Origin of the sequence: Terrabacter sp. GCM10028922 (genome assembly GCF_042666095.1) — a bacterium.
Taxonomy (GTDB): Bacteria; Actinomycetota; Actinomycetes; order Actinomycetales; family Dermatophilaceae; genus Terrabacter.
This window is the reverse complement of record NZ_JBHTFG010000023.1, coordinates 128,410-152,498: the sequence shown is the minus strand read 5'-3', so window position 1 is coordinate 152,498 and position 24,089 is coordinate 128,410. Positions and strand designations below refer to the sequence as shown.

Annotated in this window: 21 protein-coding genes; 8 read left to right on the top strand and 13 right to left on the bottom strand. The window is 71.9% G+C overall.

Annotated features, from left to right (window positions below; all coding sequences use genetic code 11):
- Window positions 1–68: 68 nt before the first annotated feature.
- The 3 genes from ACFQU3_RS17560 to ACFQU3_RS17550 are packed head-to-tail and all read right to left on the bottom strand — an operon-like array spanning window position 69 to window position 1,801.
- On the bottom strand, window positions 69–1,175 hold the full coding sequence (locus ACFQU3_RS17560; RefSeq protein ID WP_385912092.1) for a sulfite oxidase: 1,107 nt from the start codon (window positions 1,173–1,175) through the stop codon (window positions 69–71).
- A gap of 43 nt (window positions 1,176–1,218) precedes the next feature.
- Window positions 1,219–1,596, bottom strand: coding sequence for an alpha/beta fold hydrolase (locus tag ACFQU3_RS17555; RefSeq protein ID WP_385912090.1), 378 nt, complete (start codon window positions 1,594–1,596; stop codon window positions 1,219–1,221).
- Window positions 1,529–1,801 (bottom strand): hypothetical protein, encoded by a 273-nt coding sequence (locus ACFQU3_RS17550; RefSeq protein ID WP_385912088.1) that lies wholly within the window; start codon window positions 1,799–1,801, stop codon window positions 1,529–1,531. Before ACFQU3_RS17550 ends, ACFQU3_RS17555 begins: the two co-directional genes overlap by 68 nt.
- Before the next feature lie 199 nt (window positions 1,802–2,000).
- Here ACFQU3_RS17550 and ACFQU3_RS17545 point away from each other — a divergent pair, with 199 nt between their 5' ends.
- A complete protein-coding gene (locus ACFQU3_RS17545) occupies window positions 2,001–2,399 on the top strand; it encodes a YciI family protein (RefSeq protein ID WP_385912086.1) in 399 nt (132 codons plus the stop codon).
- Between the two features lie 67 nt (window positions 2,400–2,466).
- Here the strand turns inward: ACFQU3_RS17545 and ACFQU3_RS17540 are convergent, their stop codons facing one another.
- Genes ACFQU3_RS17540 through ACFQU3_RS17525 form a run of 4 tightly spaced genes read right to left on the bottom strand, consistent with a single transcriptional unit; the run spans window position 2,467 to window position 6,856 of the window.
- Complete coding sequence (locus ACFQU3_RS17540) at window positions 2,467–3,345, bottom strand: ABC transporter permease subunit (RefSeq protein WP_385912084.1); 879 nt, start codon at window positions 3,343–3,345, stop codon at window positions 2,467–2,469.
- The gene (locus ACFQU3_RS17535; RefSeq protein WP_385912082.1) at window positions 3,342–6,170 is read right to left on the bottom strand and encodes an alpha/beta fold hydrolase; all 2,829 of its coding nucleotides are present in this window, start codon (window positions 6,168–6,170) and stop codon (window positions 3,342–3,344) included. The genes ACFQU3_RS17540 and ACFQU3_RS17535 overlap by 4 nt, the downstream gene beginning before the upstream one ends.
- Before the next feature lie 50 nt (window positions 6,171–6,220).
- Entirely contained in the window at window positions 6,221–6,469 is a 249-nt protein-coding gene (locus tag ACFQU3_RS17530; protein WP_385912081.1) for a hypothetical protein, read from the bottom strand.
- Between the two features lie 48 nt (window positions 6,470–6,517).
- Window positions 6,518–6,856, bottom strand: a complete 339-nt coding sequence (locus ACFQU3_RS17525) for a hypothetical protein (RefSeq protein WP_385912079.1) — start codon at window positions 6,854–6,856, stop codon at window positions 6,518–6,520.
- On the opposite strand from ACFQU3_RS17525, the gene tpx reads away from it, so the two are divergent.
- Window positions 6,855–7,349: a thiol peroxidase gene (gene tpx, locus ACFQU3_RS17520; RefSeq protein WP_385912077.1), complete on the top strand. Its 495-nt coding sequence runs from the start codon at window positions 6,855–6,857 to the stop codon at window positions 7,347–7,349. The genes ACFQU3_RS17525 and tpx overlap by 2 nt on opposite strands.
- Here tpx and ACFQU3_RS17515 read toward each other — a convergent pair.
- A complete protein-coding gene (locus ACFQU3_RS17515; protein WP_385912075.1) occupies window positions 7,319–8,605 on the bottom strand; it encodes an MFS transporter in 1,287 nt (428 codons plus the stop codon). The genes tpx and ACFQU3_RS17515 overlap by 31 nt on opposite strands.
- A gap of 88 nt (window positions 8,606–8,693) precedes the next feature.
- Between ACFQU3_RS17515 and ACFQU3_RS17510 the strand changes: the two genes are divergently transcribed.
- On the top strand, window positions 8,694–9,197 hold the full coding sequence (locus ACFQU3_RS17510) for a MarR family winged helix-turn-helix transcriptional regulator (protein WP_385912073.1): 504 nt from the start codon (window positions 8,694–8,696) through the stop codon (window positions 9,195–9,197).
- A 3-nt stretch (window positions 9,198–9,200) separates the two neighbouring features.
- Here ACFQU3_RS17510 and glpK read toward each other — a convergent pair whose 3' ends face one another.
- Window positions 9,201–10,727 carry a glycerol kinase GlpK gene (gene glpK, locus ACFQU3_RS17505; protein ID WP_385912071.1) on the bottom strand — a complete coding sequence of 509 codons (1,527 nt, stop codon included), beginning with the start codon at window positions 10,725–10,727 and terminating at the stop codon, window positions 9,201–9,203.
- A gap of 85 nt (window positions 10,728–10,812) precedes the next feature.
- Here glpK and ACFQU3_RS17500 point away from each other — a divergent pair, with 85 nt between their 5' ends.
- From ACFQU3_RS17500 to ACFQU3_RS17485, 4 genes are all read left to right on the top strand, one after another.
- Complete coding sequence (locus ACFQU3_RS17500; RefSeq protein ID WP_385912069.1) at window positions 10,813–12,312, top strand: HNH endonuclease signature motif containing protein; 1,500 nt, start codon at window positions 10,813–10,815, stop codon at window positions 12,310–12,312.
- 131 nt (window positions 12,313–12,443) lie between these two features.
- Window positions 12,444–14,168 carry a glycerol-3-phosphate dehydrogenase/oxidase gene (locus ACFQU3_RS17495; RefSeq protein WP_385912067.1) on the top strand — a complete coding sequence of 575 codons (1,725 nt, stop codon included), beginning with the start codon at window positions 12,444–12,446 and terminating at the stop codon, window positions 14,166–14,168.
- A 56-nt stretch (window positions 14,169–14,224) separates the two neighbouring features.
- Window positions 14,225–15,448: a hypothetical protein gene (locus ACFQU3_RS17490; protein ID WP_385912065.1), complete on the top strand. Its 1,224-nt coding sequence runs from the start codon at window positions 14,225–14,227 to the stop codon at window positions 15,446–15,448.
- Window positions 15,449–15,479: 31 nt separating this feature from the next.
- Window positions 15,480–16,403, top strand: a complete 924-nt coding sequence (locus tag ACFQU3_RS17485) for a carbohydrate kinase family protein (protein WP_385912063.1) — start codon at window positions 15,480–15,482, stop codon at window positions 16,401–16,403.
- 31 nt (window positions 16,404–16,434) lie between these two features.
- Here ACFQU3_RS17485 and ACFQU3_RS17480 read toward each other — a convergent pair whose 3' ends face one another.
- Together ACFQU3_RS17480 and ACFQU3_RS17475 are read right to left on the bottom strand one after the other, a co-directional pair.
- Window positions 16,435–16,875: a VOC family protein gene (locus ACFQU3_RS17480; RefSeq protein WP_385912061.1), complete on the bottom strand. Its 441-nt coding sequence runs from the start codon at window positions 16,873–16,875 to the stop codon at window positions 16,435–16,437.
- A 77-nt stretch (window positions 16,876–16,952) separates the two neighbouring features.
- A complete protein-coding gene (locus ACFQU3_RS17475) occupies window positions 16,953–17,822 on the bottom strand; it encodes a DNA-formamidopyrimidine glycosylase family protein (RefSeq protein WP_385912059.1) in 870 nt (289 codons plus the stop codon).
- Window positions 17,823–17,907: 85 nt separating this feature from the next.
- Between ACFQU3_RS17475 and ACFQU3_RS17470 the strand changes: the two genes are divergently transcribed.
- Complete coding sequence (locus tag ACFQU3_RS17470) at window positions 17,908–20,886, top strand: glycosyltransferase (RefSeq protein WP_385912057.1); 2,979 nt, start codon at window positions 17,908–17,910, stop codon at window positions 20,884–20,886.
- Here ACFQU3_RS17470 and ACFQU3_RS17465 read toward each other — a convergent pair.
- Together ACFQU3_RS17465 and ACFQU3_RS17460 are read right to left on the bottom strand one after the other, a co-directional pair.
- On the bottom strand, window positions 20,831–22,045 hold the full coding sequence (locus ACFQU3_RS17465; protein WP_385912055.1) for a hypothetical protein: 1,215 nt from the start codon (window positions 22,043–22,045) through the stop codon (window positions 20,831–20,833). The genes ACFQU3_RS17470 and ACFQU3_RS17465 overlap by 56 nt on opposite strands.
- Before the next feature lie 13 nt (window positions 22,046–22,058).
- Window positions 22,059–23,939: a glycosyltransferase gene (locus ACFQU3_RS17460; RefSeq protein ID WP_385912053.1), complete on the bottom strand. Its 1,881-nt coding sequence runs from the start codon at window positions 23,937–23,939 to the stop codon at window positions 22,059–22,061.
- Window positions 23,940–24,089 lie beyond the last annotated feature (150 nt).

Below are 24,089 nucleotides of genomic sequence, written 5' to 3'. Positions count from 1 at the left end.
CATCGCGGCCCCCGTGCACGAGGAACTGCGCGACGAACGCGAGCCTGCTGCCGACCTGCGTCCGGCCATCACGCCTCCAGGACGTGGACGATGACCGGCTGGTCGCCGTTGTTGGCGAAGCCGCCGAGATTCCACTGCTGGTCCGCCGGCTGCTGACGACCCGACCCGTCGGTGGCGCGCACCCGAAGGACGTACCGACCCGGACTCGCGGTCCACCGGCAGGCGAATCGCCGCCAGGCCCAACGGTGCTCGCTCGTGGACAGCTCCGCGGGCTGCCACGTCGTACCGTCGTCCGTGCTCACGTCGACCTGCTCGACCGGAGCCCATCCCGACCACGCACGCCCTTCGAGCTCGACGACCCCTGGCCTGAGCGCTCGCTCGCGCGTCATGAAGTCGGGGAAGCCCGGCGGCACGAGCAGCGCCCGCGGGTGGATCCGGGTGACCGCTTCGCCCGGCTCGTCGGGCCGGGCCCTCGTCCTGTAGGCCACGGCGTTCTGGTAGCCGTCGTACTCGTGGTCGATGACCGTGATGCGGCTGAGCCACTTGACGTGCGCCATGCCGTACCAGCCGGGCACGACGAGCCGAACGGGGTGGCCGTGCTGGGGAGGGAGTGGCGCGCCGTTCATCTCGAACGCGACGAGCACGTCGTCTGCCATGGCCTGCTCGAGCGTGAGCCCACGCTCGTAGTCCTGCTCGATGCCGCGCTCGATGCCGTGGTCGAGTGCCGTGAAGACGACCGAGTGAGCGCCCCCTGCCGGACCCGCGTCCTCCAGCAGCTGCCTCAGCGGTATGCCGGTCCAGTCGGCCGTGCCCACGGCACCGGCGAGCCACGGCTGGCTGATCGGTCTGGGGCTCAGGGCCGCCCGTCCGTTTCCGGCACACTCCAGTGTCACCCGTACAGTGCGGGCCGCCATGTCTCGCAGGGCCTTGAGGTCGAGCACGAGGGGCCGCTCGACGTCGCCGCCGATGTCGAGGCTCCACGTGTCGGCGTCGACGTGCGGGATGTCGTAGTGCACGAGGACGTAGTGCAGGCCCGGTGGCGTCACGTCCGCGCGCATCGCCTCGGCGGGCATCGCGTGGTTGCGGCTCGCGAGCCGCAGCTCGTCGAGGGTGATTCCCTCGTCCGGCCCGGCAAGCCGGCCGGGAGGGCTGATCTGGTCTGTCGTCGCGGTCATCGCGCCACCACCTCCGCTCCGACCGTACGCCGTATCGCCCCGTTCACGCCGGAAACCCCTGACGAGCGAAGCCCGTCAGCAGCTCTGCCACCCGGGCCGGGTTCCCGAGCTGCGGGACGTGCCCTCCGGGCAGCACCTCGAGGCGGGCGTTCGCGATCAGCTCGGCGGCGGCTCGCGCCTCGCGGACCGGCACGACCGGGTCGCGGTAGCCCCAGACCATGAGAGTCGGCACGGCAAGCCGGCGCAGCTCGTCAGCTCGGATCCGGGTGGCGGATCGCGCGCCGAGGGGCGACAGGAGCGCGCGGAACTCGGCCCCGTTGGCGGCCGTGGCGAGCGCGTCGAGAGGCAGCGACCTACGTGGCGGGATGGGCTTGCGCCCAGGCCACGATTCGGTCTGGCTCGTTGATGGTGGTGCCGTCATCGAGCACCAGGACGGGGACGAAGAAGGAGCCGGTCAAGGCATGAACTTCGCGGCGGACCTTGAACTGCAGGAACTTCGGCAGATGTTCCTGTCCTCTGGCCTTCGATATCTCAGGGCTGTAGCCGGCGTCGACCAGAGCCGCGTGTGCCTTGTGGCAGTCGTGATGAGCGCTTCCGTTGGTACTCCAACAGATGTACAGCTTCATGTGGTTCCCTCTCTGGGGGTTCCGGCTCCACGGGCACCCACTCTAGGCGCGGAGGTTGACAGCGCGGCCCGGGCGGCCGACCTGGTCCGAGAAAAGTTGCCGCGAGCTGTCGAATCCGGCCCGTCCCGTTCGACGTCAGGGTGAGTCAGGGTGTATCGGTCGACGGCACCGATCCCGGGCGACACGAAGGAGCGCAGCGATGAAGGTCATGATTCTGGGCAAGGCGACGGCGCGGTCCGAGGCAGGCGAGTTCGGTAGCCCCGAGGAGTTCGCGGCGATGAACCAGTTCAACGAGGAACTCATCGAGGCGGGCATCGTGCTGGCCGGCGACGGACTCCAGCCGTCCAGCAAGGGCAAGCGCGTCGCCTTCGACGGCGACGGCGAGGCCACCGTGACCGACGGCCCGTTCGCCGAGACGAAGGAAGTGGTCGCCGGCTACGGGATCTGGCAGGTCAGCTCCATCGAGGAGGCCGTCGAGTGGGTGAAGCGCTCGCCCTTGCGCGACAGCGAGGTGGAGGTCCGCAAGATCCTCGACGCTTCGGACTTCGACCCCTCCTTCGCGGACCTGATCGCCTCGGCCGAGGAGCGAGCCCGCTGAAGAGTCGGCGGTCGTACACCAAAGGGCAGGGATGCAACCTCGACCATTCCGGTTGACAAGACCGCGGTCAGCTGAGGATGTCGGAGCGGCGGAAGCGGCGGTACGCGAGCATCGTGAACGCCACGGCCCAGACGAGCGCCCACAGCGCGCCGTGCAGCATGTCGGTGTAGTCGGGCGACACGGCGAGTGCGTCCATCCAGGCCCGCGAGTAGTGGCCGGGGAAGGCGTTCCGGTACGGGTCGAGCGCGTCCAGCTGGTCGAGGATGTTGAGCAGGATGTTGAAGAGCACCGCGCCCCCAACGGCGGCGAGCGGGGCGTCCGAGCGCGTGCCGAGCCAGAAGGCGATGCCCGCGATCGGCAGCAGCGTGACGAAGATGTAGCCCATGGCGAGCGCGAGACGCGGCAGGAACTGGCCCCACGTGAGGTTCTCGCCGATGGGGTTGGTCAGCGGGTCCCAGCCGTAGGCGAGGCCGCCGACGAGCAGGCCCCAGGCGGGGAGCAGGACGGTCGCGATCAGGGTCGAGGCCACGCCGATGGCGAGCTTGCTCGTCAGCAGGCGCGCGCGCTGGACGGGCGCGATGAGCAGGTAGCGCAGCGACGCCCAGGACGCCTCCGACGGCACCGCGTCGCCGCAGAACAGCGCGGCGAGGAGCACGAGCAGGAGCTCGGACGCGAGGAAGACGAGGACGAGGCTGAAGTTCGCCGCACCGCTCTGGGCGAGGTCGAAGATGCGGGTGGTCGTGCCGCCGCGGCTGCTGGTGGACCGTTCCCCGAAGGCGAACGACGCGACGAGCACGAGCGGCAGCGCGAGCAGCAGGCCGAAGGCCCAGGCCGTACGCCGCCTCCCCCACTGCCGGCCCAGCTCGGCGCGCCACGAGAGCGGGTCACGCACCTGGGTGAGCTCGTGGTTGGGAGTCGCGGGGAGTGCTTGCGTCCTGTCGGTCATCGCGCCCTCACCTGCCTCAGTCGCTCGACGAGGGAGGCTCCCTCGTCGCCGGGCTCACCGTTGAGGACCGGGGCGGAGGCGGACGAGATGACCCCGAGGAAGACCTCCTCGAGGTGCCGCCTGCTGCTGACGCCGACGACGGGTAGGCCTGCCTCGACGGCAGCCGCGACGACCTCGGCCCGGCCTCGCTCGGCGACGACGACGAGGCGCATGGGCGTGTCGACCCGTACCTCGCTGACGCCCCGGGTCGCTTCGAGGGCGTGGACAGCCGCGTTGACGACGTCGTGGTCCACGTGCTCGGCCAGGTCGAGGATCGTCGTGTCGTCGCTGTCGACGAGGTCGGCGACCAGGCCCTGGGTGATGACGCGACCCGCGTGCATGACGACCACGTGGGTGCAGGTCATCTCGACCTCCGCGAGCATGTGGCTCGACACGACGACGGTACGACCGGTCTCGGCGTAGCGCCGAAGGATCGGGCGCATCGCCGCGATCTGCGGCGGGTCGAGCCCGTTGGTCGGCTCGTCGAGGACGAGCAGCTCGGGCAGGCCGAGCATGGCCTGCGCGATGCCGAGACGCTGGCGCATGCCGTGGCTGTAGGACTTCACGGGGCGGTCGACGGCACCGCCGAGCGCGGCGACGTCGAGGGCCTCCTCGACGTGTGCCTCCTCGGGCGCCCGGCCCGTCGCCGCCCAGTACGCCTCGAGGTTCTGGCGGCCGGTGAGGTGGGGCAGGAAGCCGGGACCTTCGATGAGCGCCCCGACGCGGGCGAGCACGCGGGCGCCGGCTGTGACCGGCTCGCCGAGCACGTGGACGCTGCCGGCATCGGACGAGATGAGGCCCATGACCATGCGCATCGTCGTCGTCTTGCCTGCGCCGTTGGGCCCGAGCAGGCCCACGACCTGTCCCTTCTCGGCACGCCACGTCACGTCGTCGACGGCTCGGTGCCCGTCGGAGTACGTCTTGACGAGGCCCTCGACCACGAGAGGGACGTCCGCGAGGTCTGGCCGCGACGGCAGGTGCCGCCGGCGCCGGCGGCGCACGAGCCAGCCGACGAGGGCGACGACGAGCAGGAGGCCGAGGAGCGAGGACGCGATGAGCGTCTCGGTGTCGACGCCACCGACGGCGACGCCGCCGACCTCGGTGCCGGACGCGACGGGCAGCGTGAGCGAGGACGCGTCCTGGATGCGGATGCGGCTCGGCTCACGAGAGTTGGAGTACGTCGACTCGGTGCTCGTCAGGAGCACCCGCCACCGCGTGCCGGCGGGCATCTCGTAGGTCGCGGCCGGCAGCGAGATCGTGACGGGCGTGGGCCGGCCCGGCGTCACCGTGAGGCGCACGGGTGCGACCAGCGGGTTGGTCAGGGTCACCGCGCCACCCGTGACCCGCCAGACCGAGGCGAAGAGCGTCACGTCGGACGTGTCGGAGGTGACCGTCAAGCGCATCGTGGGCGAGCCGACGACGGTGGCCGCCTCGGCGATGGGCTCCGAGTCGAGTGCCGTGGACTGACCGGGCAGCGCCGCGATCTGGTACGTCGACAGGCTGATCCCGAGGGCCGCGAGACCGGGCACGGCGATGAGCGAGGCGGGCTGGCCGCCGGGAGGGTGGACGAGGCCACCCTCGGTCGTCGTCAGGGGCAGGTCGCGCGTCTCGACAGGCGCTCCGGAGAGCCCGGGGTATGCCGGCAGGTTGTGCAGCGCTGTCGGCTGACCTGGGCGGCCGGCTGGGGTGCCGTACGTGAAAGCGGCTGTCGGGAGGGCGGACTCGCGCGGCGCCTTGTCGCGGACGTAGTGGTCGAGCCAGGCGTAGGACGCCTCCACCTCCTCGGCCTGGTGCGTGCTCGCGGCGTCGTGGCCGCCGTCGCTCCACCGGACGGCATACGGCGTGTCCGTGGCGGCGAGGGCTGACGCGGTGGCGTCCGACTGGTCGAGCCCGAAGAGCGAGTCGGCGACGCCCTGGACGAGGAACGTCGGGGCGCGCACGGCGCTCATCGTGTTTCTGGGGCTGTGGGCGCGCAGCAGCGCGGTGAGCTGGGGTGACGCCTTGCCGGTCTCGGACGACTGGACGAACAGGCGGCAGATGGTGGGGTCGAAGCGCCCGCAGCGGTCGGCCGCGGCCGCTCCCGCGCCGTCCTCCTCACCGGCGACGCCGCGGAGCGCCGAGAGGAAGAAGTTGGTCGCCCAGACCTGCTTGAACGGACCGGCGACGTCGATCGGGTGGCGGCCGGCCGCCGTCGTCGCGGTCCTGGTGACCGCGGCCTGCGGGAAGAAGGCGTCGGCGAGGTCGTTCCACGTGATCGCCGAGACCACGCCGTCGACGCGCTTGTCGACGCCGGCGAGCATGAGACCGAGGGCGCCTCCGTAGGACGCGCCCATCACACCGGAGCGGGGATCGCCCGGGGCGTCGAGCTCGACGTCACCGCGCTTCGCCGCGAGGTCGAGCAGCGCTCTCGCGTCGGCGATCTCGTAGGCCGGGTCGTTGAGGTGGATGCGACCACCCGACCGGCCGTGGCCCCGGGCGCTCCACGCGACGACGACGTAGCCGCGCTCCTGCAGCCGGGCCGCCTCGTCGGCGACGGACTGCTTCGTCCCACCGAAGCCGTGGGCGAGCAGGACGACCGGGTGCCGACCCGACCTCTGCGGCCAGATCGACACGTCGAGCCGGACCGTGCTGCCGTCGGGCTCGGCGCCGACCGACACGGTCGTGGCCTCGGCGGCCGGGAGCTCCGCGCTCATCGCGGCCGGCTGCGCCAGAGCTGCCGGCGCGGGCGTCAGCGCCAGGCTCGACCCGAGGACGAGCACGGCGAGGAGGGAGGCCCGGACCGGCATGCCCACATCACATCACGCGCGAGTCGTTGAACCGTCATCGACCGCCGGGGTCAGTCGCGGCCGAGGCGCTTCTCCAGGGTGTACGCGACGGCGATGCAGACGACGAGCACCATGACGGGTGGCAGGAAGCGCAGGGCGCCCTCGAGTCGCAGCCAGTCGTAGGGAGCCGTCGTGAAGCCGAAGTAGCCGAGGTCGAGCAGGTAGCGCACGATCGGGACCAGCCCGAAGACGATCCCGACGAGGCCGACGACGTTGATGGCGAACCGGCTGCCTGCGCCGGTGTCCTGCGACTCGGTCATGGCCACAACCTACGCGGCCGCCACCCGGTCGATGGCGGAGCCGTCCGTTCAGTGGCGAGCGAGGCACCACCCGGCCGCCGCGCCCAGGACGTGCCAGGCTGCGTGCCCCTGGAGCCAGCTGGCGGGATCGCAGAGGATGCTCCACTGGTCGAGCACCCAGAGGACGTATGCCGTGAGGAGCAGTCCCAGCCCGAGGTGCAGCCACGCGGCAGCAGCCGCGGCCCCGGCGACGCGGGGGCCGGCGAGGGACGACCAGGCGTTGGCCGGCTGGGCGAGTCCGTCGTGGCGGACCAGCTCGCAGAAGCAGTGTGTCGCCAGGCACGTCGCGCCGTCTTCGGGCACGGCCCGACCGTAGTCGCGCACGGCGGGGGTGTTAGAAACGAACATGGCCACCACCGCACTCGGCGACACCCCCGTCCACACCGTCGGCGACCTCCCGGAGGTGGGCACGACCGCGCCGGTGTTCACGCTGACCGGCACGAACCTGCGCGACGACGTGACGCCCCCGAAGGGCAGCCGCGTCGTCCTCAACATCTTCCCGAGCGTCGACACCCGGGTCTGCGCCTTGAGCGTCCGACGCTTCAACGAGCTCGCCGCCGGGCTCGAGAACGCCACGGTCATCTGCGTGTCGGCCGACCTGCCGTTCGCGCTCAAGCGCTTCTGCGGGGCCGAGGGCATCGACAACGTCGTCGTCGCATCGTCGTTCCGCTCGAGCTTCGGGATCGACTACGGCGTGCGGATGGAGAACGGCGGCTTCGCCGGGCTGCTCGCGCGGGCGGTCGTCGTCATCGACGCCGACGGCACCGTGAGCCACACCGAGGTCGTGCCGCTCATCGGACAGGAGCCCGACTACGACGCCGCGATCGCCGCACTCGGCTGAGAAGCGGTCTCGCTCCTGCCCTCACCCGCGGCGACGAAGGGAGCACCGCCGCCGCGGGTGAAGCCCCGGACGCCGCGGACGAGGAGCGGCCAGCAGCCGGCCACGAGCATCCACGCGGCGATGCCCACCATGAGGTCCTGAGTCTCGAACCGCTCGCTGAGCGGGCCGGCGAGCACGTTGCCGACCGGCAGGGCGATGAACGAGATGAGGATGTCCCACGAGACGACGCGAGCCAGGCGGTCGCGCGGGACGCCCTGCTGGAGGGCGGTCTGCCAGCCGACGTCGAAGTAGAGCAGCCCGCCCTGCGCGACCGCGGCCATCGCGAGGACGGTGACGAGGCCGATCGCCCCGCCAGGCCCGGCGAAGGACAACGGGAAGAGCGGGAAGAGGCCGAGCGCGAGGAAGGCCCACAGCAGCATGCGGCGAGGCTGGACGTGGAGGCCGACGAGCCCACCGAGGATGCCGCCCACGCCGAGCGCGGTGGTGATGAGACCGAGCGCATGGGCGCCGCCCAGGTCACGGACCGCGGTCACCTCGACGAGGACGATGAAGGCGCCCCCGGCGATGTGGAACATCGCGGCCGACGTGAGGCCGGTCCAGAGCCAGTCACGGCCGCGGATCTCGCCGAGACCGTCGCGGACCTCGGCGAGCAGGCCCGTCCGCTCCGGGACGTGGTCCGCTCGGGCGTGGAGCCGGGCGACACACACCGCCGACCAGACAAAGGTCAGGGCGTTGACGGCGAAGCCGGGCACCGAGCCGAACTGCGCCACGAGGACGCCCGCGAGCACCGGACCGGCGACCTGCGCGGACGACTGGAGGAAGCTGATTGCGGCGTTGGAGCTCTGCAGTCCCGCTGCGGGGACGATGAGCGGCCGGATGGCGACGAACGCCGGGTAGAAGAACGCCCCCGCGCCGGAGGTGACGGCGGCGAGGACCGCGAGGAGCGCGATCGGCGGGTCACCGGCGGCGAAGGCGACCGCCATGCCGCCGACCGAGCAGGCCCGCACGACATCCGCGGCGACCATGATCCGGTGGGGCGTGATGCGGTCGGCCCAGACACCGCCGAGAAGGGTGCAGAGCAGTCGGGCGACGACGCCGCTCGCGAGGATCAGCCCCAGCTCGCCCGCTCCCCCACCGGTCAGGATGACAGCGACGGAGAGCGCGATCGGGTTGAAGGCGTCGCCGACCCAGGACAGCCCCTGACCGGTGACGAGGAGCCGGAAGTCCCGGACGCTGAGGAGCTGGCTGATCGTCATGGGTCGAGATTAGTTAGATGTCTGACTATCTGTCAATGAATAGTCAGAGGTCTTCGAGGTTGCGCGTGCGCTCTGCCACACTTGCGCCATGGCGAAGGCACCGCAGGACTCGGTCGACCGGCACGTCGCGCGCTGGACCGGCCTGCTCGAGGACATGGACCCCGAGGTCGAGGGCGCCATCACCCGCATGCAGGCGATCACGAAGCGGCTCAAGGCCGACAGCCACGCCAGCTACGCCGGCACCGATGACACGATCGAGGACTACCACACCCTCCACGCCCTCCTCATCCAGCCCTATCCCGAGCAGGCGACCCCGGCGCAGCTCGCCGACTCCTGCGGCGTCACGCGCGCGGCGATGACCTCACGGCTCGACCGCCTCGTCCAGCAGGGTCACGTGACCCGCGACATCGACCCGCTCGACCGGCGACGCATCCTCATCCGACCCACCGCGAGCGGACGGGCCTTGTGGGAGAAGGGGATCGAGGCGGGCATGGCACGCGAGCAGGCTGCGTTCTCGGTCCTCACGGCCAAGGAGCTCGCGACCCTCAACAGCCTGCTCCGCAAGGTCGTCCTGCACCTCGAGGAAGGCTGAGAGTCAAGCCGTGTCGTCGTCGACCCAGTCGAGCGTGCGCTCCACGGCCTTCTTCCACTGCCGGTAGAGCCGCTCACGCTCCCCCTCGTCGAGCCGCGGTGACCAGCGACGGTCCTCACCCCAGTTGTCCCGGATCTCGTCGGTGCTCTCCCAGTACCCCACGGCCAGTCCGGCGGCATACGCGGCGCCGAGTGCCGTCGTCTCGGCCACGACCGGGCGCACGACGTCGACGCCGAGCAGGTCGGCCTGGAACTGCATGAGCGCCTCGTTGACGACCATCCCGCCGTCGACCTTGAGCTCGGCGAGCGGCACGCCGGAGTCGGCGTTCATCGCCTCCAGCACCTCGCGCGTCTGGAACGCCGTGGCCTCCAAGGCTGCTCGCGCGATGTGACCCTTGTTGACGAAGCGGGTCAGGCCGACGAGAGCCCCTCGCGCGTCAGGTCGCCAGTGGGGCGCGAAGAGCCCCGAGAAGGCCGGGACGAAGTACGCGCCGCCGTTGTCGTCGACCGTGGCGGCGAGCGCCTCGACCTCCTTGGCATCCTTGATGAGGCCGAGGTTGTCGCGGAGCCACTGCACGAGCGAGCCCGTGACGGCGATGGACCCCTCGAGCGCGTAGACCGGCTTGCCGTCGCCGAGCTGGTAGCAGACGGTCGTCAGCAGGCCGTTCTTCGACGCGACGATCTCCTCGCCCGTGTTGAGCAGCATGAAGTTGCCGGTGCCGTAGGTGTTCTTCGCCGTGCCGACGTCGAGGCAGGCCTGCCCGAAGGTGGCCGCCTGCTGGTCGCCGAGGATGCCGGCCACGGGGACGTCGATGAGGATGCCCGGCTTGCACGTGCCGTAGACCTCGGAGGACGACCTGATCTCGGGAAGCATCGCGAGCGGGATGCCCATCTGCTCGGCGATCGACGCGTCCCAGTCGAGCGTGCGCAGGTCCATGAGCATCGTGCGCGACGCGTTCGTCACGTCGGTGACGTGCACCCCCTCGTCGGAGGCACCGCCGGTGAGGTTCCACAGCAGCCACGAGTCGACGGTGCCGAAGAGCAGCTCGCCGGCCTCGGCGCGCTCACGGGCGCCGTCGACGTGGTCGAGGATCCAACGGGCCTTCGGTCCGGCGAAGTACGTGGCGAGTGGCAGCCCGGTGACGTCCTTGAACCGCTCGATGCCGCCATCGCTGGCCAGCTCGTCGCAGATCGACTGGGTGCGGGTGTCCTGCCACACGATGGCGTTGTGGACGGGCTCGCCGGTCGTCCGGTCCCAGACGACGGTCGTCTCGCGCTGGTTGGTGATGCCGACCGCGGCGACGTGGGTCGCGTTGAGGTTGGCCTTGCCGAGGGCCCCGCCGACGACGGCGCGGGTGTTCTGCCAGATCTCCATCGGGTCGTGCTCGACCCAGCCGGCGCGCTCGAGGATCTGACGGTGCTCGAGCTGGTCGACGGCGACGACCCGGCCCCGCCTGTCGAACACCATGGCGCGGGTGCTCGTCGTCCCCTGGTCGATCGCCACGACATGGCTGCGCTGCTCCGTCGACATGAGCAGACCGTACCGTCGGCGCGCGAGCACGTCACCCAGTGACGCCGGTCTTCACGGAACCGGCTGTGCTGCAAGTGAATTGGCTGTGGACAACTCTTCCATTGTTGTCGAACATGTGTTCTACTGGGGTATGCCCTTCCTCCCCACCCGCTCGGCCCTCGAGGACGCGCTCGGCGCCGCCCTCAGGCGAGCGGGCGTGAAGGCACCGGACGTCGTTCCCGACCCCCTGCCGTCGCTCCTGGCGGCGGCCGAGGCCACGCTTGCCCAGATCGAACGCCTGGAGGCCCGGAAGGCGCGTCTCGAGGGCCAGCTGATCGACGCGTATGCCGCCCTCCACACCATCGAGGAGCAGCAGGCCGCCGTTCTGGTCACGTCGTCCCCCGTGCCCATCACCGTGACGCAGGTCGTCACACAGGAGATCGCGTGCGCCACGGGGGTCGGGCCGGCCGAGGTGTCTCGCCGCCTCGAGCTCGCGACCGCGCCTCGTCGTCAGCAGGTGGTCCGCGAGGCGTTGCGCCGAGGCGAGGTCAGCCTGTACCGCGCGCTCCAGCTCGTCACCGAGACACGCACGCTGCCCGACGACGTCGTCGGCGACATCGCGACGACCGTGCTCGCTCCTGCGCCGGACGGTTCGATCGCCTCGCAACGCCTCTTCTCGAGCCGCCTCCGTCGGTGCCTCCGGTCGGCCGACTCTCGTGGCGCAGACGAGCGGAGCGCCCGGGCACGGGCCGGCCGGACGGCATACGGCCGACTGACCGACGACGGCATGGGCGTGTTCACGGTGACCGCACCGGCCGAGACCGTGATCGCAGCGCTCGACCGGGCCGATGCGCTCGCTCGGGCGGCTCGCGCAGCGGGTGACCCGCGCACGCTCGACCAGCTGCGCAGCGACGTGATCTGCTCGCTGGCGCTGTTCGGCTCCCTTGACCAGCAGCACAACTCGTACGGCAGCCTTCCCGCGGCCACGGTGCGCATCGTCGTGCCGTTCGAGGTCGCGGCCGGCCTGTCCGACGCCGCCTGTGAGCTCCCTGGCCACGGCTGGGTCACGGCGGCACACGCGCGGGAGATCATGACGGCTCCCGGCTCGGTGTGGCAGCGGCTCGCCGTCGACGTCGAGACCGGCCGCGCGATCGAGCTGTCCACCGACTCCTACCGGCCGACAGCCGCCATGATCGAGCACGTGCGCGCGGTCGACGGCGTGTGCCGTGGCCCCGGGTGCGAGGTGCCGGCCGACCGGTGCGACCTCGACCACCTGGTTCCGTGGCCGGCCGGGCGGACGAGCGTTACGAACGCCCAGTCGCTGAGCCGCGGCTGCCACAACCCCAAGACCGCTCGAGTGTGGAGAGCCACCCGCGCGCCGGACGACGGGATCCGTTGGACGACCCTCGCCGGACGCGACTACGTCACCTATCCCAGGGACTGGCGCGAAGCCCTGCGCGATCCCCGCGCGAGCCCACCCCCCACCGGACGACGACCCACCACCGTTCTGACACCGCTCTTCGGCGCGCGCAGGCTGGCGCGACTGACGAACTGCGTCATGGGCGCCCAGCGCGGTGCGATGGGCAAGCGACCCGACGGATCCTGAGACAGCCCGCCCCGGCTGACTTGGAGTGGAAGGGCCGACGGCCGAGTGCGGTCGCGGTCGTGGAGCAGGGAGTTGTCGCCGACGCGTGGTCGTTAGAGTGGCGGTCTCGGTAGCGACGTGAAGAGGTATCGATGACGAGCCCAGTTCGACTCGACCCGGAGTACCGCGCACGGGCGTGGAAGCGCCTCGCGACCAAGCAGTTCGACGTGCTCGTCATCGGCGGCGGGGTCACCGGCGGCGGGGTCGCCCTCGACGCGGCCACGCGCGGACTCTCGACCGCCCTCGTCGAGCAGCGCGACTTCGGCTCCGGCACGTCGTCGCGCAGCTCGAAGCTCTTCCACGGCGGCCTGCGGTACCTCGAGCAGATGAACTTCGACCTCGTACGAGAGGCGCTCAAGGAGCGGGAGCTCATGCTGAGCCGCATCGCTCCCCACCTCGTCAAGCCCGTCTCCTTCCTCTACCCACTGACGAGCAGGGGGTGGGAACGCCCCTACGTCACAGCCGGGCTCACGCTCTACGACTCGATGGGCGGAGCGCGGTCGGTGCCGCGGCACAAGCAGCTGACCCGCACCGGCGCCCTCAAGCTCGCCCCCGCCCTCAAGCGCGAGTCCCTCACCGGCGGACTGCTGTACTACGACGCCCAGGCCGACGACGCCCGCCACACGCTGACCACGGTGCGCACCGCGGCCGCCTACGGCGCGACGGTGGTGTCGTCGGCCCGCGTCGTCGACCTGCTCCGGGCGGGCGAACGCGTCGTCGGCGCCGTCGTCGAGGACGTCGAGACCGGGGAGCGCACCGAGGTCCACGCCTCTGTCGTCATCAACTGCACGGGCGTGTGGACCGACGACATCCAGACCATGGCCGGAGGCCGCGGACGCTTCCACGTCCGGGCCAGCAAGGGCGTGCACATCGTCGTCGCGCGTGACCGCGTCAACTCCGAGACGGGTCTGATCCTGCGCACCGAGAAGTCCGTGCTCTTCGTCATCCCGTGGGGCACGCACTGGATCATCGGCACGACCGATACCGACTGGGAGCTCGACCGTGCCCACCCGGCCGCGACGCGCGCCGACATCGACTACATCCTCGAGCACATCAACACCGTCCTGAAGGTGCCGCTCACCCACGACGACATCCAGGGCGTCTACGCCGGCCTGCGCCCGCTGCTGTCCGGCGAGAGCGAGGACACGAGCCAGCTCTCGCGCGAGCACGCCGTGGCCCGACCGCAGCCCGGTCTCATCTCCATCGCCGGTGGCAAGTACACGACCTACCGCGTCATGGCCGCCGACGCCGTCGACGCCGCGCGTGAGGACATCGGCGGCGACGTTTCCGACAGCGTCACCGAGTTCATCCCCCTCTCCGGTGCGGAGGGCTACGTCGCCCTCGTCAACCAGATCGACCGGCTCGCCCGCCACCAGGACCTCCCCGTCTGGCGGATCACGCACCTGCTCGAGCGCTACGGCTCGCTCGTCCACGAGCTCTTCGCCCTCGCCGAGGACGACCGCATGCTCTACGAGCCACTGCCCGGAGCCGAGGAGTACCTCAAGGTCGAGGCCCTGTATGCCGCGACGCACGAGGGAGCGCTGCACCTCGACGACCTCCTCGCCCGCCGCACCCGCATCTCCATCGAGACGCCGAGCCGCGGCGTCGACAGTGCCCGCGCGGTCGCCGAGATCGTCGCCCCGGTGCTCGGGTGGGACGCAGCGCGGGTCGACGCTGAGGTCGAGGCGTACATCGCCCGCGTTGAGGCCGAGCTCGAGTCGCAGAAGGAGCTCGCCGACTCCGAGGCCAACGCCGAGCGGCTCAGCGCCCCCGACGTCCGCCGCATCCCGGTGAGCCGGGCCGCCGACGTGCACTGAGCGGGGAAGGACCGCGATCGGGGTCGCCACGCCGAGCGGCTTCCTACACTGGCTGGGTGAGGACCCGACGTGGGGTGGGCGCGATCGCTGCTGCGGTCACGGCTGCTGCCCTGCTCGCGGCCGGATGCGGGGCGCCCGACCCGAACCCTGAGGCGCGTCCCGAGGGCCACACGGCAACCACCGGCGCGGGCCCCGACGCCCAGCACGACACCAAGCCCGACACCAAGCCCGGCACCAAGCCCGGGGTCCCGGCCAAGCCGGTGCCCCTGCGCGCCGGCGAGTCCGTGCGCACCGTCACCTCACCCGTGTCGTACACGCCGAAGGCCCCGACGACGGGCACCGACGACTACCGCTGCTTCGTCCTCGACCCGCGCCTGACCCGCGACGCCTACGTGACCGGCTTCGACATCACTCCTGGCCAGCCGTCCGAGGTGCACCACGTCATCCTCTTCCGCGTGCCGGCCTCGGCCGCGGCGGCAGCCCGCGCCCGCGACGCCGAGAGCCGCGGCAACGGCTGGACGTGCTTCGGCGGCACAGGGCTCGGCTCGCGCGGCGCGACCCTGGACGACGCTCCGTGGGTCGGCGCATGGGCCCCCGGCGGGCGCGAGAACGTCCTGCCCGCCGACGTCGGCATCCCCCTCGAACGCGGCTCGCTCCTCGTCATGCAGGTGCACTACAACCTCCGGAACGGCTCCGAGCCCGATCGCACGTCCGTCTCGCTGCGCCTCTCCACGTCGGAAAAGCTCAAGGGGCTCGAGACCATGCTCTACCCCGCGCCGGTCGAGCTGCCCTGTCGCGCAGGCAAGTCGGGTCCGTTGTGCGACCGTTCGGCCGCAGTGGCCGACGTGACCGAGCGCTTCGGTGCCATGTCACCGCACATCGTCAACGGGCTGCTGCTCGTCTGCTCCGGCACGGTCATCCCGTCCCCCGGCAAGACCCAGTCGTGCACCCGCACGGTCGACGAGGACGCGACGGTCCGCGCCGTCGCCGGCCACATGCACCTGCTGGGCTCGTCGCTGCGCATCGACCTCAACCCCGGCACCGCGAAGGCCCGCACCCTGCTCGACATCGCGGACTGGGACTTCGACGACCAGGGCGCAGTGCCGATCGCCGCGACGAGGATCCGGCCGGGCGACACGATCCGCGTCAGCTGCACCCACGACCAGGCCTGGCGCGACCGGATCCCGGACCTCGAGGGACTGCCCGAGCGGTACGTCGTGTGGGGCGAGGGAACCACCGACGAGATGTGCCTGGGGCTGCTCAGCGTCACCCGTCCGTGAAGACCGACGGACAATGACCAAGAATGACCCGGTGAACACTGACGTCCTCGTCGTCGGCGGCGCCGGCGTCGACACCATCGTGCGCGTCGACGCGCTGCCCGTCCCGCTCGCCGACTCGCACGTCGTGCCGCCCATCGACACCGTCGTGGGCCACACCGGCAGCGGCGTCGCGCTCGGGTGCCACCGGCTCGGGCTCTCGACACGGTTCGTCGACGTCATCGGCGACGACCACGAGGGCCGCATGCTGGTGGACCGCTTCGCCGCGGAGGGCCTCCCCTTCGACCACGTCGTCCACGAGAGCGGCACGCGTCGGGCGGTCAACCTCGTCGACGCCGCCGGCCGGCGGATGTCGCTCTATGACCCCCGCCACCCCTACGACCTCGCGCCAGACCCGTCGCTGTGGCGTCGGCACCTCCCCGGAGCACACCACGTGCACGCCTCGATCATGCCGTGGACCGTGGCCGCGCTCGAGGACGCCGCCGCGGCCGGGGCCACGACCTCCACCGACCTGCACGACTGGGACGGGCGCAACCCGCACCACACGCCGTTCGCGTATGCCGCCGACCTCGTCTTCGTGTCGGGCTCACGCCTCGACGGGGTCGAGGACGACGTCGTCGCCGACGTGCTCGACCGCGGCCGCGCCCGGCTCGTCGTCGTCATGGACGGAGCGCGCGGCAGCCGGGTCACGGTGCGCGAGGGCGGCTCGTTCGCGGTCGGCGCCGTCGAGCTGCCTGGCCGGCCGGCGATCGACTCGAACGGTGCCGGCGACGCGTACGTCTCGGCGTTCCTCAGGACGTGGCTGGGCGGCGGTGACACCCGCGCCGCCGCGCGGGCGGGCACCGTGGCCGGCGCCTGGGCGTGCGGCACCGAGGGAACGCACTCGAGCCTCATCGACGACGGCGAGCTGTCGCGGCAGCTCGCCGCCCACTACGGCGGCGGTGCGGGGCGGGCCTGACCGACGACCCCCGCCCCGGACCGGCGGTCACTCACTGCGCGGGAGCACCGCCGGAGGAGTCGCCGGACTGTTCGCCGGCGATGTTGACGAGCCAGCCGATGCCGAAGCGGTCGGTGACCATGCCGAACTCGTCGCCCCACATCTGCTTCTCGAGGGGCATCGTGACCGTGCCGCCGTCGGAGAGCTTGTCCCAGTAGCCGCGCAGCTCGTCGGCGTCGTCACCGCTCAGGCTGACGGCGATGGTGGTGCCCGGCTCGTAGCTCATGCCCTCGGGAGTGTCGGCGGCCATGATCGTGTAGCCGCTGGGCGTCTCGAGCTGGGAATGCATGACCTTGTCGGCGCTCGGGCCGGTGTCGCCGTACTCGCCGAACGTGTTGAGGGCCAGCTCGCCACCGAAGACGGATGAGTAGAACTCCATCGCTTCTCGGGCGTTGTCCTTGAAGCTGATGTAGGGGTTGAGGCGGGTTGCCATGACCATGCTCCTCTCGAGGAAGTGGGTGTCTCTCACCTTAGGACGGACGTCTGACACGCACGTGTGCTTCGGAGGGGTCAGTAGGGGCGTCGGGACCGGGTGGCGCCGCGGCTCGAACCGAGGGGCGCCTGGGGTCTGCCGTCGTCGGTCGGCCCGAGCCCGCCCTGGCAGCCCGGGCAGTAGAACATCGCGCGCTCACGGGTCGGTTCGCCGATCGGGGCGACGCGCACCGTCGCGCCGCAGCGTCGGCACGGCCGCCCGCTCCGCGCGTGCACGTAGTGTGCGTCGTCGGGCCGGTAGCTGCCGGTGCTCGACTGCATCGCCTGCCGCCGCCCGTTGTCGACGAGGCGCTGGGCACGCGTGACGACACGTTCGAGCACCGACCGGTCCAGCTCGCCGACCGGCCTCCACGGCGACACGCCCTCGAGGAAGAGCGCCTCGGAGCACCACAGGGTGCCGATGCCGGCCAGGTTGCGCTGGTCCAGCAGCCCCTGCCCGACCGGAGCACGGCTCGCGGCGACGTTGTCGACCGCCCGCGCGAGGTCCCAGTCGGGACCGAGCACGTCGGGACCGAGGTGCCCGACGAGCCCGACCTCGCGTGCCGTCGGCACGAGGTCGAGCATGCCCAGCCTCAGGCCGAGGGCGGTCCAGTCCGCAGCGGCGACGAGCGCTCGGAGCTGCGGGTTGCGCCGCCACCGGTCGGACAGGCCGGGCGTCGCCTCCACCCGCCACTGCCCCTCCATGCGCAGGTGCGAGTGCAGCGTCAGGCCGCCCTCGATGCGGTGCAGGAGGTGCTTCCCGCGGCTCACGACCTCGATCGTCGAGCGGCCCGTGAGGTCAGCCGTCGAGATCTCGGGCCAGCGGAGGTCCGACTCGACGATGTCGCGGCCGGCGAGGGCCTCGTGCAGCCGGGTCGCCGTGCGCCAGACGGTGTCTCCCTCGGGCACGGCACCTCCTGAGTTTCACCGGGCGTTCACCTACGGGGCTCGGTGCCCGTCAAGCCTATTCAACCCCCGCGGCTACCTTCGCCGGGTGCGTGACCTCTCCGTCGTGGTGTCCGGCCACGGTTCCGGCGACCGGGTGGCCGCCTGCCTCGAGTCTCTGGCGGTCCAGACCCTGCCCGCCGACCGCTTCGAGGTGGTCGTCGTGCTGCACGGCCACGGCACGCGGGCCCGTGCGGACGTCGAACGCGTGACCCTCGGCGCGCTGGCCGGCCACGAGGTCGAGCTCGTCGATGCCGTGGCGCCGACCTCCGGCGCTGCCCGCAACATCGGCGTCGGCCTCGCGCGCGCACCGTGGACGACGTTCGTCGACGGCGATGACACGCTCGCGCCCGGTCACCTCGAGGCGCTGTATGCCGCCCGCCACCCCGATCGCGTCGCGGTGGCCTCGACGACGGTCCCGGTCGACGGCCCGCGTGCCCATCTCGCGCCGCACCGTGCGGTCGACGCGCTGCGGGGCCGGGGCGGGCGGCTCTACCCGACGCAGTGGCTCGTCGAGACCCCGTTCGTCGAGACGCTGTGCGCGGGCGAGGACACCGTGCTCCACGGGCACCTGCTGAGCCGCTTCGACCGGCAGTTCACTGAGGTCGACCTGTCCCCCGGCCGGTCGGGCGCCGGCTACGTGATGGGCCCCTCCCCCGACCTCGATGCCCGCGAGCACATCGCGGTCATCGCAGCGCTGACCTGCGGCACGCAGGCCGACCCGGCCGACCGGTCGGCCGTGACGAACGCCCTCGTCGCGGCCGAGCTCGCGGACCTGCGGCGTGCCGCCGACACGGACCCTGACCTCGGTGGACGCGTACGTGTCGAGGAGCTGCTCCGAGGCGCCGGGGTCGCCGGCGTGCACTCGCTGGCCCCGTCCGCTCACGACGGTGCCACCGACGGCTTCGCCCTGTTCCACACCCCGCCCGGGGGCCAGAGGTCGCTCGTCGTCGTCGCCGGCAGCGCCGCGTCCGTCAACGAGCACGCCCGGATGCTCGGCTTCCTCGCGCGCAGCGGCTACGGCATCCGCGTGCTGCACTACCGCGGCCGCCTCAAGCAGAGCCTGCGCAAGCTCCCCGAGACGCACCGGGTCGACACGCTGCCCGAGTCGATCGGCTGGGTCGAGTCGCGCATCGGCGCCGCCGGGGCACGCAGCGCTCGCCGTCGCCGGCTCGCCCTGCGTGTGTCGCAGGAAGCGCTGCGTCTTGGCCGGCGCGCGCTCCCGGAGGTCGTGCCCGTGGGTCTGGCGTCGCCGGCATACGGGCGGGTCGACGAGCGCGCTGCGACGCTCCTCGCCGAGCCGGGCACACGGGTCGTGCTCGACCGCGGCGGGCCCACGCTGCTGCGGACCTGGGGCGACGACAGCCCCACCGTGAGGGTCCACGAGCTCGCGGGTCTGACCCTGCGGACCGCTGCGAGCCAGCTGCGCGGGTCGCTCGCCGACGCGCACGCGGCTCGCGGGGCATCCCGCGTCCTGCGCGGCGACGCCACCCGCACGCGCGCGGAGCTCGATCCCGAGCTGTGGACGATGGTCGCCTACCGGCTCCAGCGCGCGGGCCGGCTCGAGGCCGCGGCCCAGCTGCTCGACGACCGGTCGGCCGTCTTCGGCGGTGAGGCGTGCCCCGCTCTCGTGACGCTGCAACGCATCCTGACCGGCGCCGTCCCCCCGACGGTCGATGTCGTCGGGGCCGTCTCGGACACGCTGCGCCAGGCCGATGCAGCCCTCGCGGACGACGGCCTCGACCAGGCGGCGTTCCTCACGACGGTGGCGCTCGACCTGCTCTTCACGCGGCGGCTGCACACGGCCGAGGTCCGCACGCCGATCGTCTGCGAGCCCGACACCTTCCTCGCGCCGCTGCGTGAGAGCGAGGTCTGCCGGCTCCTCACCAGCAGGACCACCAATCGGACGCCGCGCCAGGCGGGCACCAGCGGCACCGGCGGCACAGAAGGACCGGACAGCCTGCGCGTGACGGTGCTTCCCGGCGCCTACCCGAAGTTCGCGAAGGCCGTCGTCAGCGAGCTCACCGGCCACGCTGACGTGGACGTGCTCGACCTCTCGGCGCGGCAGAAGCGCTTCGCCAACACCGGCGTCGACCCCGTGACCGTGCGCGAGCGTCTCCTCTCCGCGACCGGCCACCCACCGCCGCTCGACCTCGCGACCGCAGAGGCACTGTCGGCCGACGTCGTGTTCGTCGACTGGGCCGACAAGGGCCTGACCTGGCTCACCCAGGTCGTCCCCGAGGGCACCCGCATCGTCGTGCGCCTGCACGGCGTCGACACGCTGAGCGCGTGGCTGCACACTGCACAGTGGGAGAAGGTCGACGACGTCATCTTCCCGAGCGAGCACCTGCGCCGGGCCGCCGCCGCGGCGCTCGGGGGCCGCCTCGGCGGGGTGCGCCAGCACGTCGTCGCCAACCCCGTCGACGTCGAGCGCTACGTCCTGCCGAAGTCCGAGACCGCCCGCACGACGCTCGGCATGGTCGGCTGGGCCCAGCAGGTGAAGGACCCGGCGTGGACCCTCGACCTGATCACCGCGCTGCGCCGGCACGACCCGCGCTGGCGGCTCCGGCTCATCGGCGCCGACGTCGACGTCCACGACCCGAACCCCGTCGAGCGCGCCGCCGCCCGGGACTTCCACGCACGCCTCGCCGACCCGGTGGTGGCCGACGCCGTCGACTTCGTCGGCTACACCTCCCACCTGCCCGAGCACCTCCGCGAAGTCGGCTGGGCGGTCAGCTCGAGCCGGCGCGAGGGCTTCCACATCGGCCTCGTCGAGATGGCCGCGAGCGGCGCGGTGCCCGTCGTCCGCGACTGGCCGGTGTATGCCGGCATCGGCGGTGCGACGGGCCTCTTCCCTCCCGAGTGGGTGTCCACCACCCCCGACGAGGCGGCCGAGCGCATCCTGCGCATCAGCGCGTCGGGCGCATGGGACGAGGCGAGCGCGGCAACCGTCGAGACGGTGCGCCGGCGCTTCAGCGGGACGGACTCGGGAGAGCAGCTGCGACGGATCGTGCTGGGAGAGCGCTGATCCGGCGCAGGACCTGCACGGCGGCACTCGTGTGCTCGATCGGCGAGCGGTGGTCGAGCGGCTGCCCGTCGAGGGCGCTGCCCTCCTCGACGACACCCCACACCTGCGTGCCGCTGCCCCGGTAGTCGCTCCACTTCGAGGGCAGGAACGGGTTCGGCGCACCGGGCGGGCTCACCGCGTCGTTGACGAGCAGGCAGTCCATCCGCCGCGACAGCGCGAGGAACTCGAGGTACCCGACGAACGGGCCGACCCGCACGCAGTCGGCGAGTCCCCGACCCACGACAACCTCGTGGAGCTCGTCGGGCTTCGACGTGAAGACGTGGAGCATGACGCGGTCGCGCGCCGCGCGGGGCAGGAGCGCCAACGCGTCGAGCACGCCGGTGACGCCGCGGTTGGCGTAGAAGTTTCCGAAGTACCCGATGTGGCGGCGATGCGGGTCCAGCTGGTGCTCCGAGGGTTTCGCGTCGTACAGCGCTGCGGGCGGCGTCGGGTGCGGAGACACCACGGCGACCCGCTCGGCGCGCGCGGCGAGCTCGCGGTCGTGGCAGGCCTCGAGCATGAAGTCGCGCTGGTGCTCGTTGGTGAACATCACCGAGTCGGCCAGGGCGAACGCGACGACCTCGCACCACTCGAAGGCGTTGAGCTCCGGCGGCGGCCGGAAGCCGGCCGCCTCGACGGCCGAGCGCAGCCGGGCGAGCGTGCGGTCGTCGTGCGCGGGCGCCGAGCGGACGCCGCCGAGGACGTCGTGCGAGAGCGGGTCGGAGAACTCCGCGTCCCAGATGAGCCCCGGACGCGCCGTCTTCAGGGCCGCGGCCAGGAAGTGCGACGCCGCGAACTGTGCTCTGCTGTAGACGGACTCGTACTCACCCTGCAGCGACTCCCAGCGCAGGAACGTCTCGAGGCCGAGGTGCTGGTAGTCGACGATCGAGCCCCACGAGCTGAACGCCGTCTTCGACGGGACCGCGGCGAAGCGCCGCACGAGACCGCCGCACAGCTGCACGAGGTCGGGGTCCTGGTGACGGATGGAGTCCATCGCGTTGCAGATGACGTCGACGGGCTCGCCGCGGTCGTGCACGCGTTTGGCGGCGACGACGGCGGCCGTGTCGCTGTAGGGCGGGAAGCAGTACGACGCGACGAGGCGGCGGGCGGGCGCGGGCATCAACGGGTTCCCCTCAGACGGTGACGTGCTCGGTCGGGTCGCCGTGGAAGGCGAGCACCCCGCGGCGCGAGAGCAGCTCGACGTCGGAGATGGGCCACGTGTGCCCGTCCGGCGTCGAGGCGCGCACCGAGACGAAGTTGAAGCGGTCGGTGGAGTAGACGCGGCCGCCCTCGGCCCGCACCTTGTCGAGGAATGTCGTGTCGACGCGGCGCGGCAGGTCCTCGAAGCGAAGCCGCGCCGCGAGGTCGCGCTCGAGCAGCAGCGTGCCGCCCTGCACGAGGTCGACGTAGCGGTGCTCGGCGTCGGGGAAGCGCAGCAGCGTCGCACCGGTCGCGGTCAGGTGCGCGTAGTGCGCCCACTTGCCGACGACGGCGGCATCCGTGTAGTCGAAGGCCCGCACGAGGTCACGCAGGTAGTGCTCGGCATAGACGTTGTCGTCGTCCATCTTCGCGACGTAGCGCCCTGACGCGGCGTCGACGCCGGCGTTCATGCAGACGCCGAGCGTCTCGTCCGAGGGGCGCGACACGAGCACGAGTCTCGACGGGTCCAGCCCCGCGGCCTCGGCGCGACGGCGTGACTCGTCGGGTGCCACCTCGAATCCGTGCGTCACGAGGACGAGCTCGACCTCGCGATGCGCCTGCGCCGCGACGAAACGCATGACGTGGTCGACCTGGTCCGGGCGCATCGTCGGGACGACCGCCGACACCGTGCGGTCGCGCTCCGGTGCCTCGAGCCCGACCGCCTCGAGCACCGTGGCGATGCGGTGGCCGTAGGTGTGCTCGTCGAGCACCCGGCGGTGCGCCCGCAGCCCGAGGCGGTCGCGGTAGTCCTCGTGCTGGAGCAGTGCGCGCAGCTCACGTTCGGTCTCGTCCGCGCTCCGGGTCACCCGGACCGTGTCGCCGAAGAACGGCTCGATCGAGGCGGCCGGACCGGACAGCACCGGCGTCTGCGCCGCGGACAGCTCGAAGAGCCGGCGTGCGCACATCGTCGTCGAGTCGACGACGGAGTTGACGTTGAGGAACACCTTGTAGGCCGTGTAGGCACCGAGCATGCGACGGTACGGGAGGCTGCCGACGAGCGCCCCGGCATACGTCCGGGGGAACTGGTAGCGGGAGTCGCGCCCGGCGAGGCGTGAGAAGACCTCGAGGCCGAGCGGGAGCGCGGGTTCGAGGACGTACGCCATCTGCGCCCGGCGCTCGTCGTGCTTGTCGGCGAAGTAGCTGCCGGCGAAGGCCACCTCACGCCTGCGCCCACCACCGTGGCGGACCGGTGTGTGGATCCGCGGCTGGGCACCGAAGGGCAGCAGGCCGACCCGCGAATGGCCGAGGTCGCGCTCGTAGTCGGGGATGCGCCCTGCGTCGACGGTGAAGACGTGGTCGAAGAGGCGCGCCGTCTCGATGAAGACGTCGTAGTTGGGCGGGTCCTCCTTGTTCCAGAAGACCGTCGGTATGCCGCTGGCCCGGCAGTGCTCGACGAGGTCGCGCAGCTGCTCCGACGGCCCGCCGTCGGTCGTCATGGCGAGGCGCCACGTGCCGCCGTTGCCGTGCCACGCCGACTCGACGAAGAGCAGGTCGACCGGGTTGGCCGCAAGCTGCGCGCGCCAGTCCTGCGGCGTGACGCAGACCTGGACCCACTCGTAGCCGAGCGCCAGCCGGGAGAAGTCGTCGAGGACCACGGCCGCGGCCACGCCCGGCCGGGCCACGGGCCCCGAGGGGATCTCCGCGCGCGGCAGGTCGACGCGCAGCCGCGCCGACCGCACCCGGGGAAGGCGACGCTCGACCTCGGCCCGCACCTTCCGCGGGAGGGAGCTGCGTGCCAGGGGGTCGCGGGCCGCTCGCGCTGCCGCGGTCCGCGCCCGGGTCAGGTCCGAGAGCAACCGCTGCCGCGTGTTCACCACAAACTTCTCTCTCTGTTCGACTGTCGTTCCGCCCGGGCCGGTCCGCCGTTCGGCGTTCGACTGCAACGTTCGGTGGGTGACCCCCAGACTCGGCGCCAGTGTGGCATCCGCATTCGGCGCTCCCGGATCACGCGATGCAACGGGAAG

Excerpts from the sequence above, each read along its gene's own strand:
- ACFQU3_RS17465 (WP_385912055.1), bottom strand. The coding sequence starts at position 22,045 with ATGCCCGCGCCCGCCCGCCGCCTCGTCGCGTCGTACTGCTTCCCGCCC.
- ACFQU3_RS17525 (WP_385912079.1), bottom strand. The coding sequence starts at position 6,856 with ATGTTCGTTTCTAACACCCCCGCCGTGCGCGACTACGGTCGGGCCGTG.
- ACFQU3_RS17560 (WP_385912092.1), bottom strand. The coding sequence starts at position 1,175 with ATGACCGCGACGACAGACCAGATCAGCCCTCCCGGCCGGCTTGCCGGG.
- tpx (WP_385912077.1), top strand. The coding sequence starts at position 6,855 with ATGGCCACCACCGCACTCGGCGACACCCCCGTCCACACCGTCGGCGAC.
- ACFQU3_RS17535 (WP_385912082.1), bottom strand. The coding sequence starts at position 6,170 with ATGCCGGTCCGGGCCTCCCTCCTCGCCGTGCTCGTCCTCGGGTCGAGC.
- ACFQU3_RS17540 (WP_385912084.1), bottom strand. The coding sequence starts at position 3,345 with ATGACCGACAGGACGCAAGCACTCCCCGCGACTCCCAACCACGAGCTC.
- ACFQU3_RS17530 (WP_385912081.1), bottom strand. The coding sequence starts at position 6,469 with ATGACCGAGTCGCAGGACACCGGCGCAGGCAGCCGGTTCGCCATCAAC.
- ACFQU3_RS17495 (WP_385912067.1), top strand. The coding sequence starts at position 12,444 with ATGACGAGCCCAGTTCGACTCGACCCGGAGTACCGCGCACGGGCGTGG.
- ACFQU3_RS17515 (WP_385912075.1), bottom strand. The coding sequence starts at position 8,605 with ATGACGATCAGCCAGCTCCTCAGCGTCCGGGACTTCCGGCTCCTCGTC.
- ACFQU3_RS17555 (WP_385912090.1), bottom strand. The coding sequence starts at position 1,596 with ATGACGGCACCACCATCAACGAGCCAGACCGAATCGTGGCCTGGGCGC.
- ACFQU3_RS17510 (WP_385912073.1), top strand. The coding sequence starts at position 8,694 with ATGGCGAAGGCACCGCAGGACTCGGTCGACCGGCACGTCGCGCGCTGG.
- glpK (WP_385912071.1), bottom strand. The coding sequence starts at position 10,727 with ATGTCGACGGAGCAGCGCAGCCATGTCGTGGCGATCGACCAGGGGACG.
- ACFQU3_RS17545 (WP_385912086.1), top strand. The coding sequence starts at position 2,001 with ATGAAGGTCATGATTCTGGGCAAGGCGACGGCGCGGTCCGAGGCAGGC.
- ACFQU3_RS17480 (WP_385912061.1), bottom strand. The coding sequence starts at position 16,875 with ATGGCAACCCGCCTCAACCCCTACATCAGCTTCAAGGACAACGCCCGA.
- ACFQU3_RS17550 (WP_385912088.1), bottom strand. The coding sequence starts at position 1,801 with ATGAAGCTGTACATCTGTTGGAGTACCAACGGAAGCGCTCATCACGAC.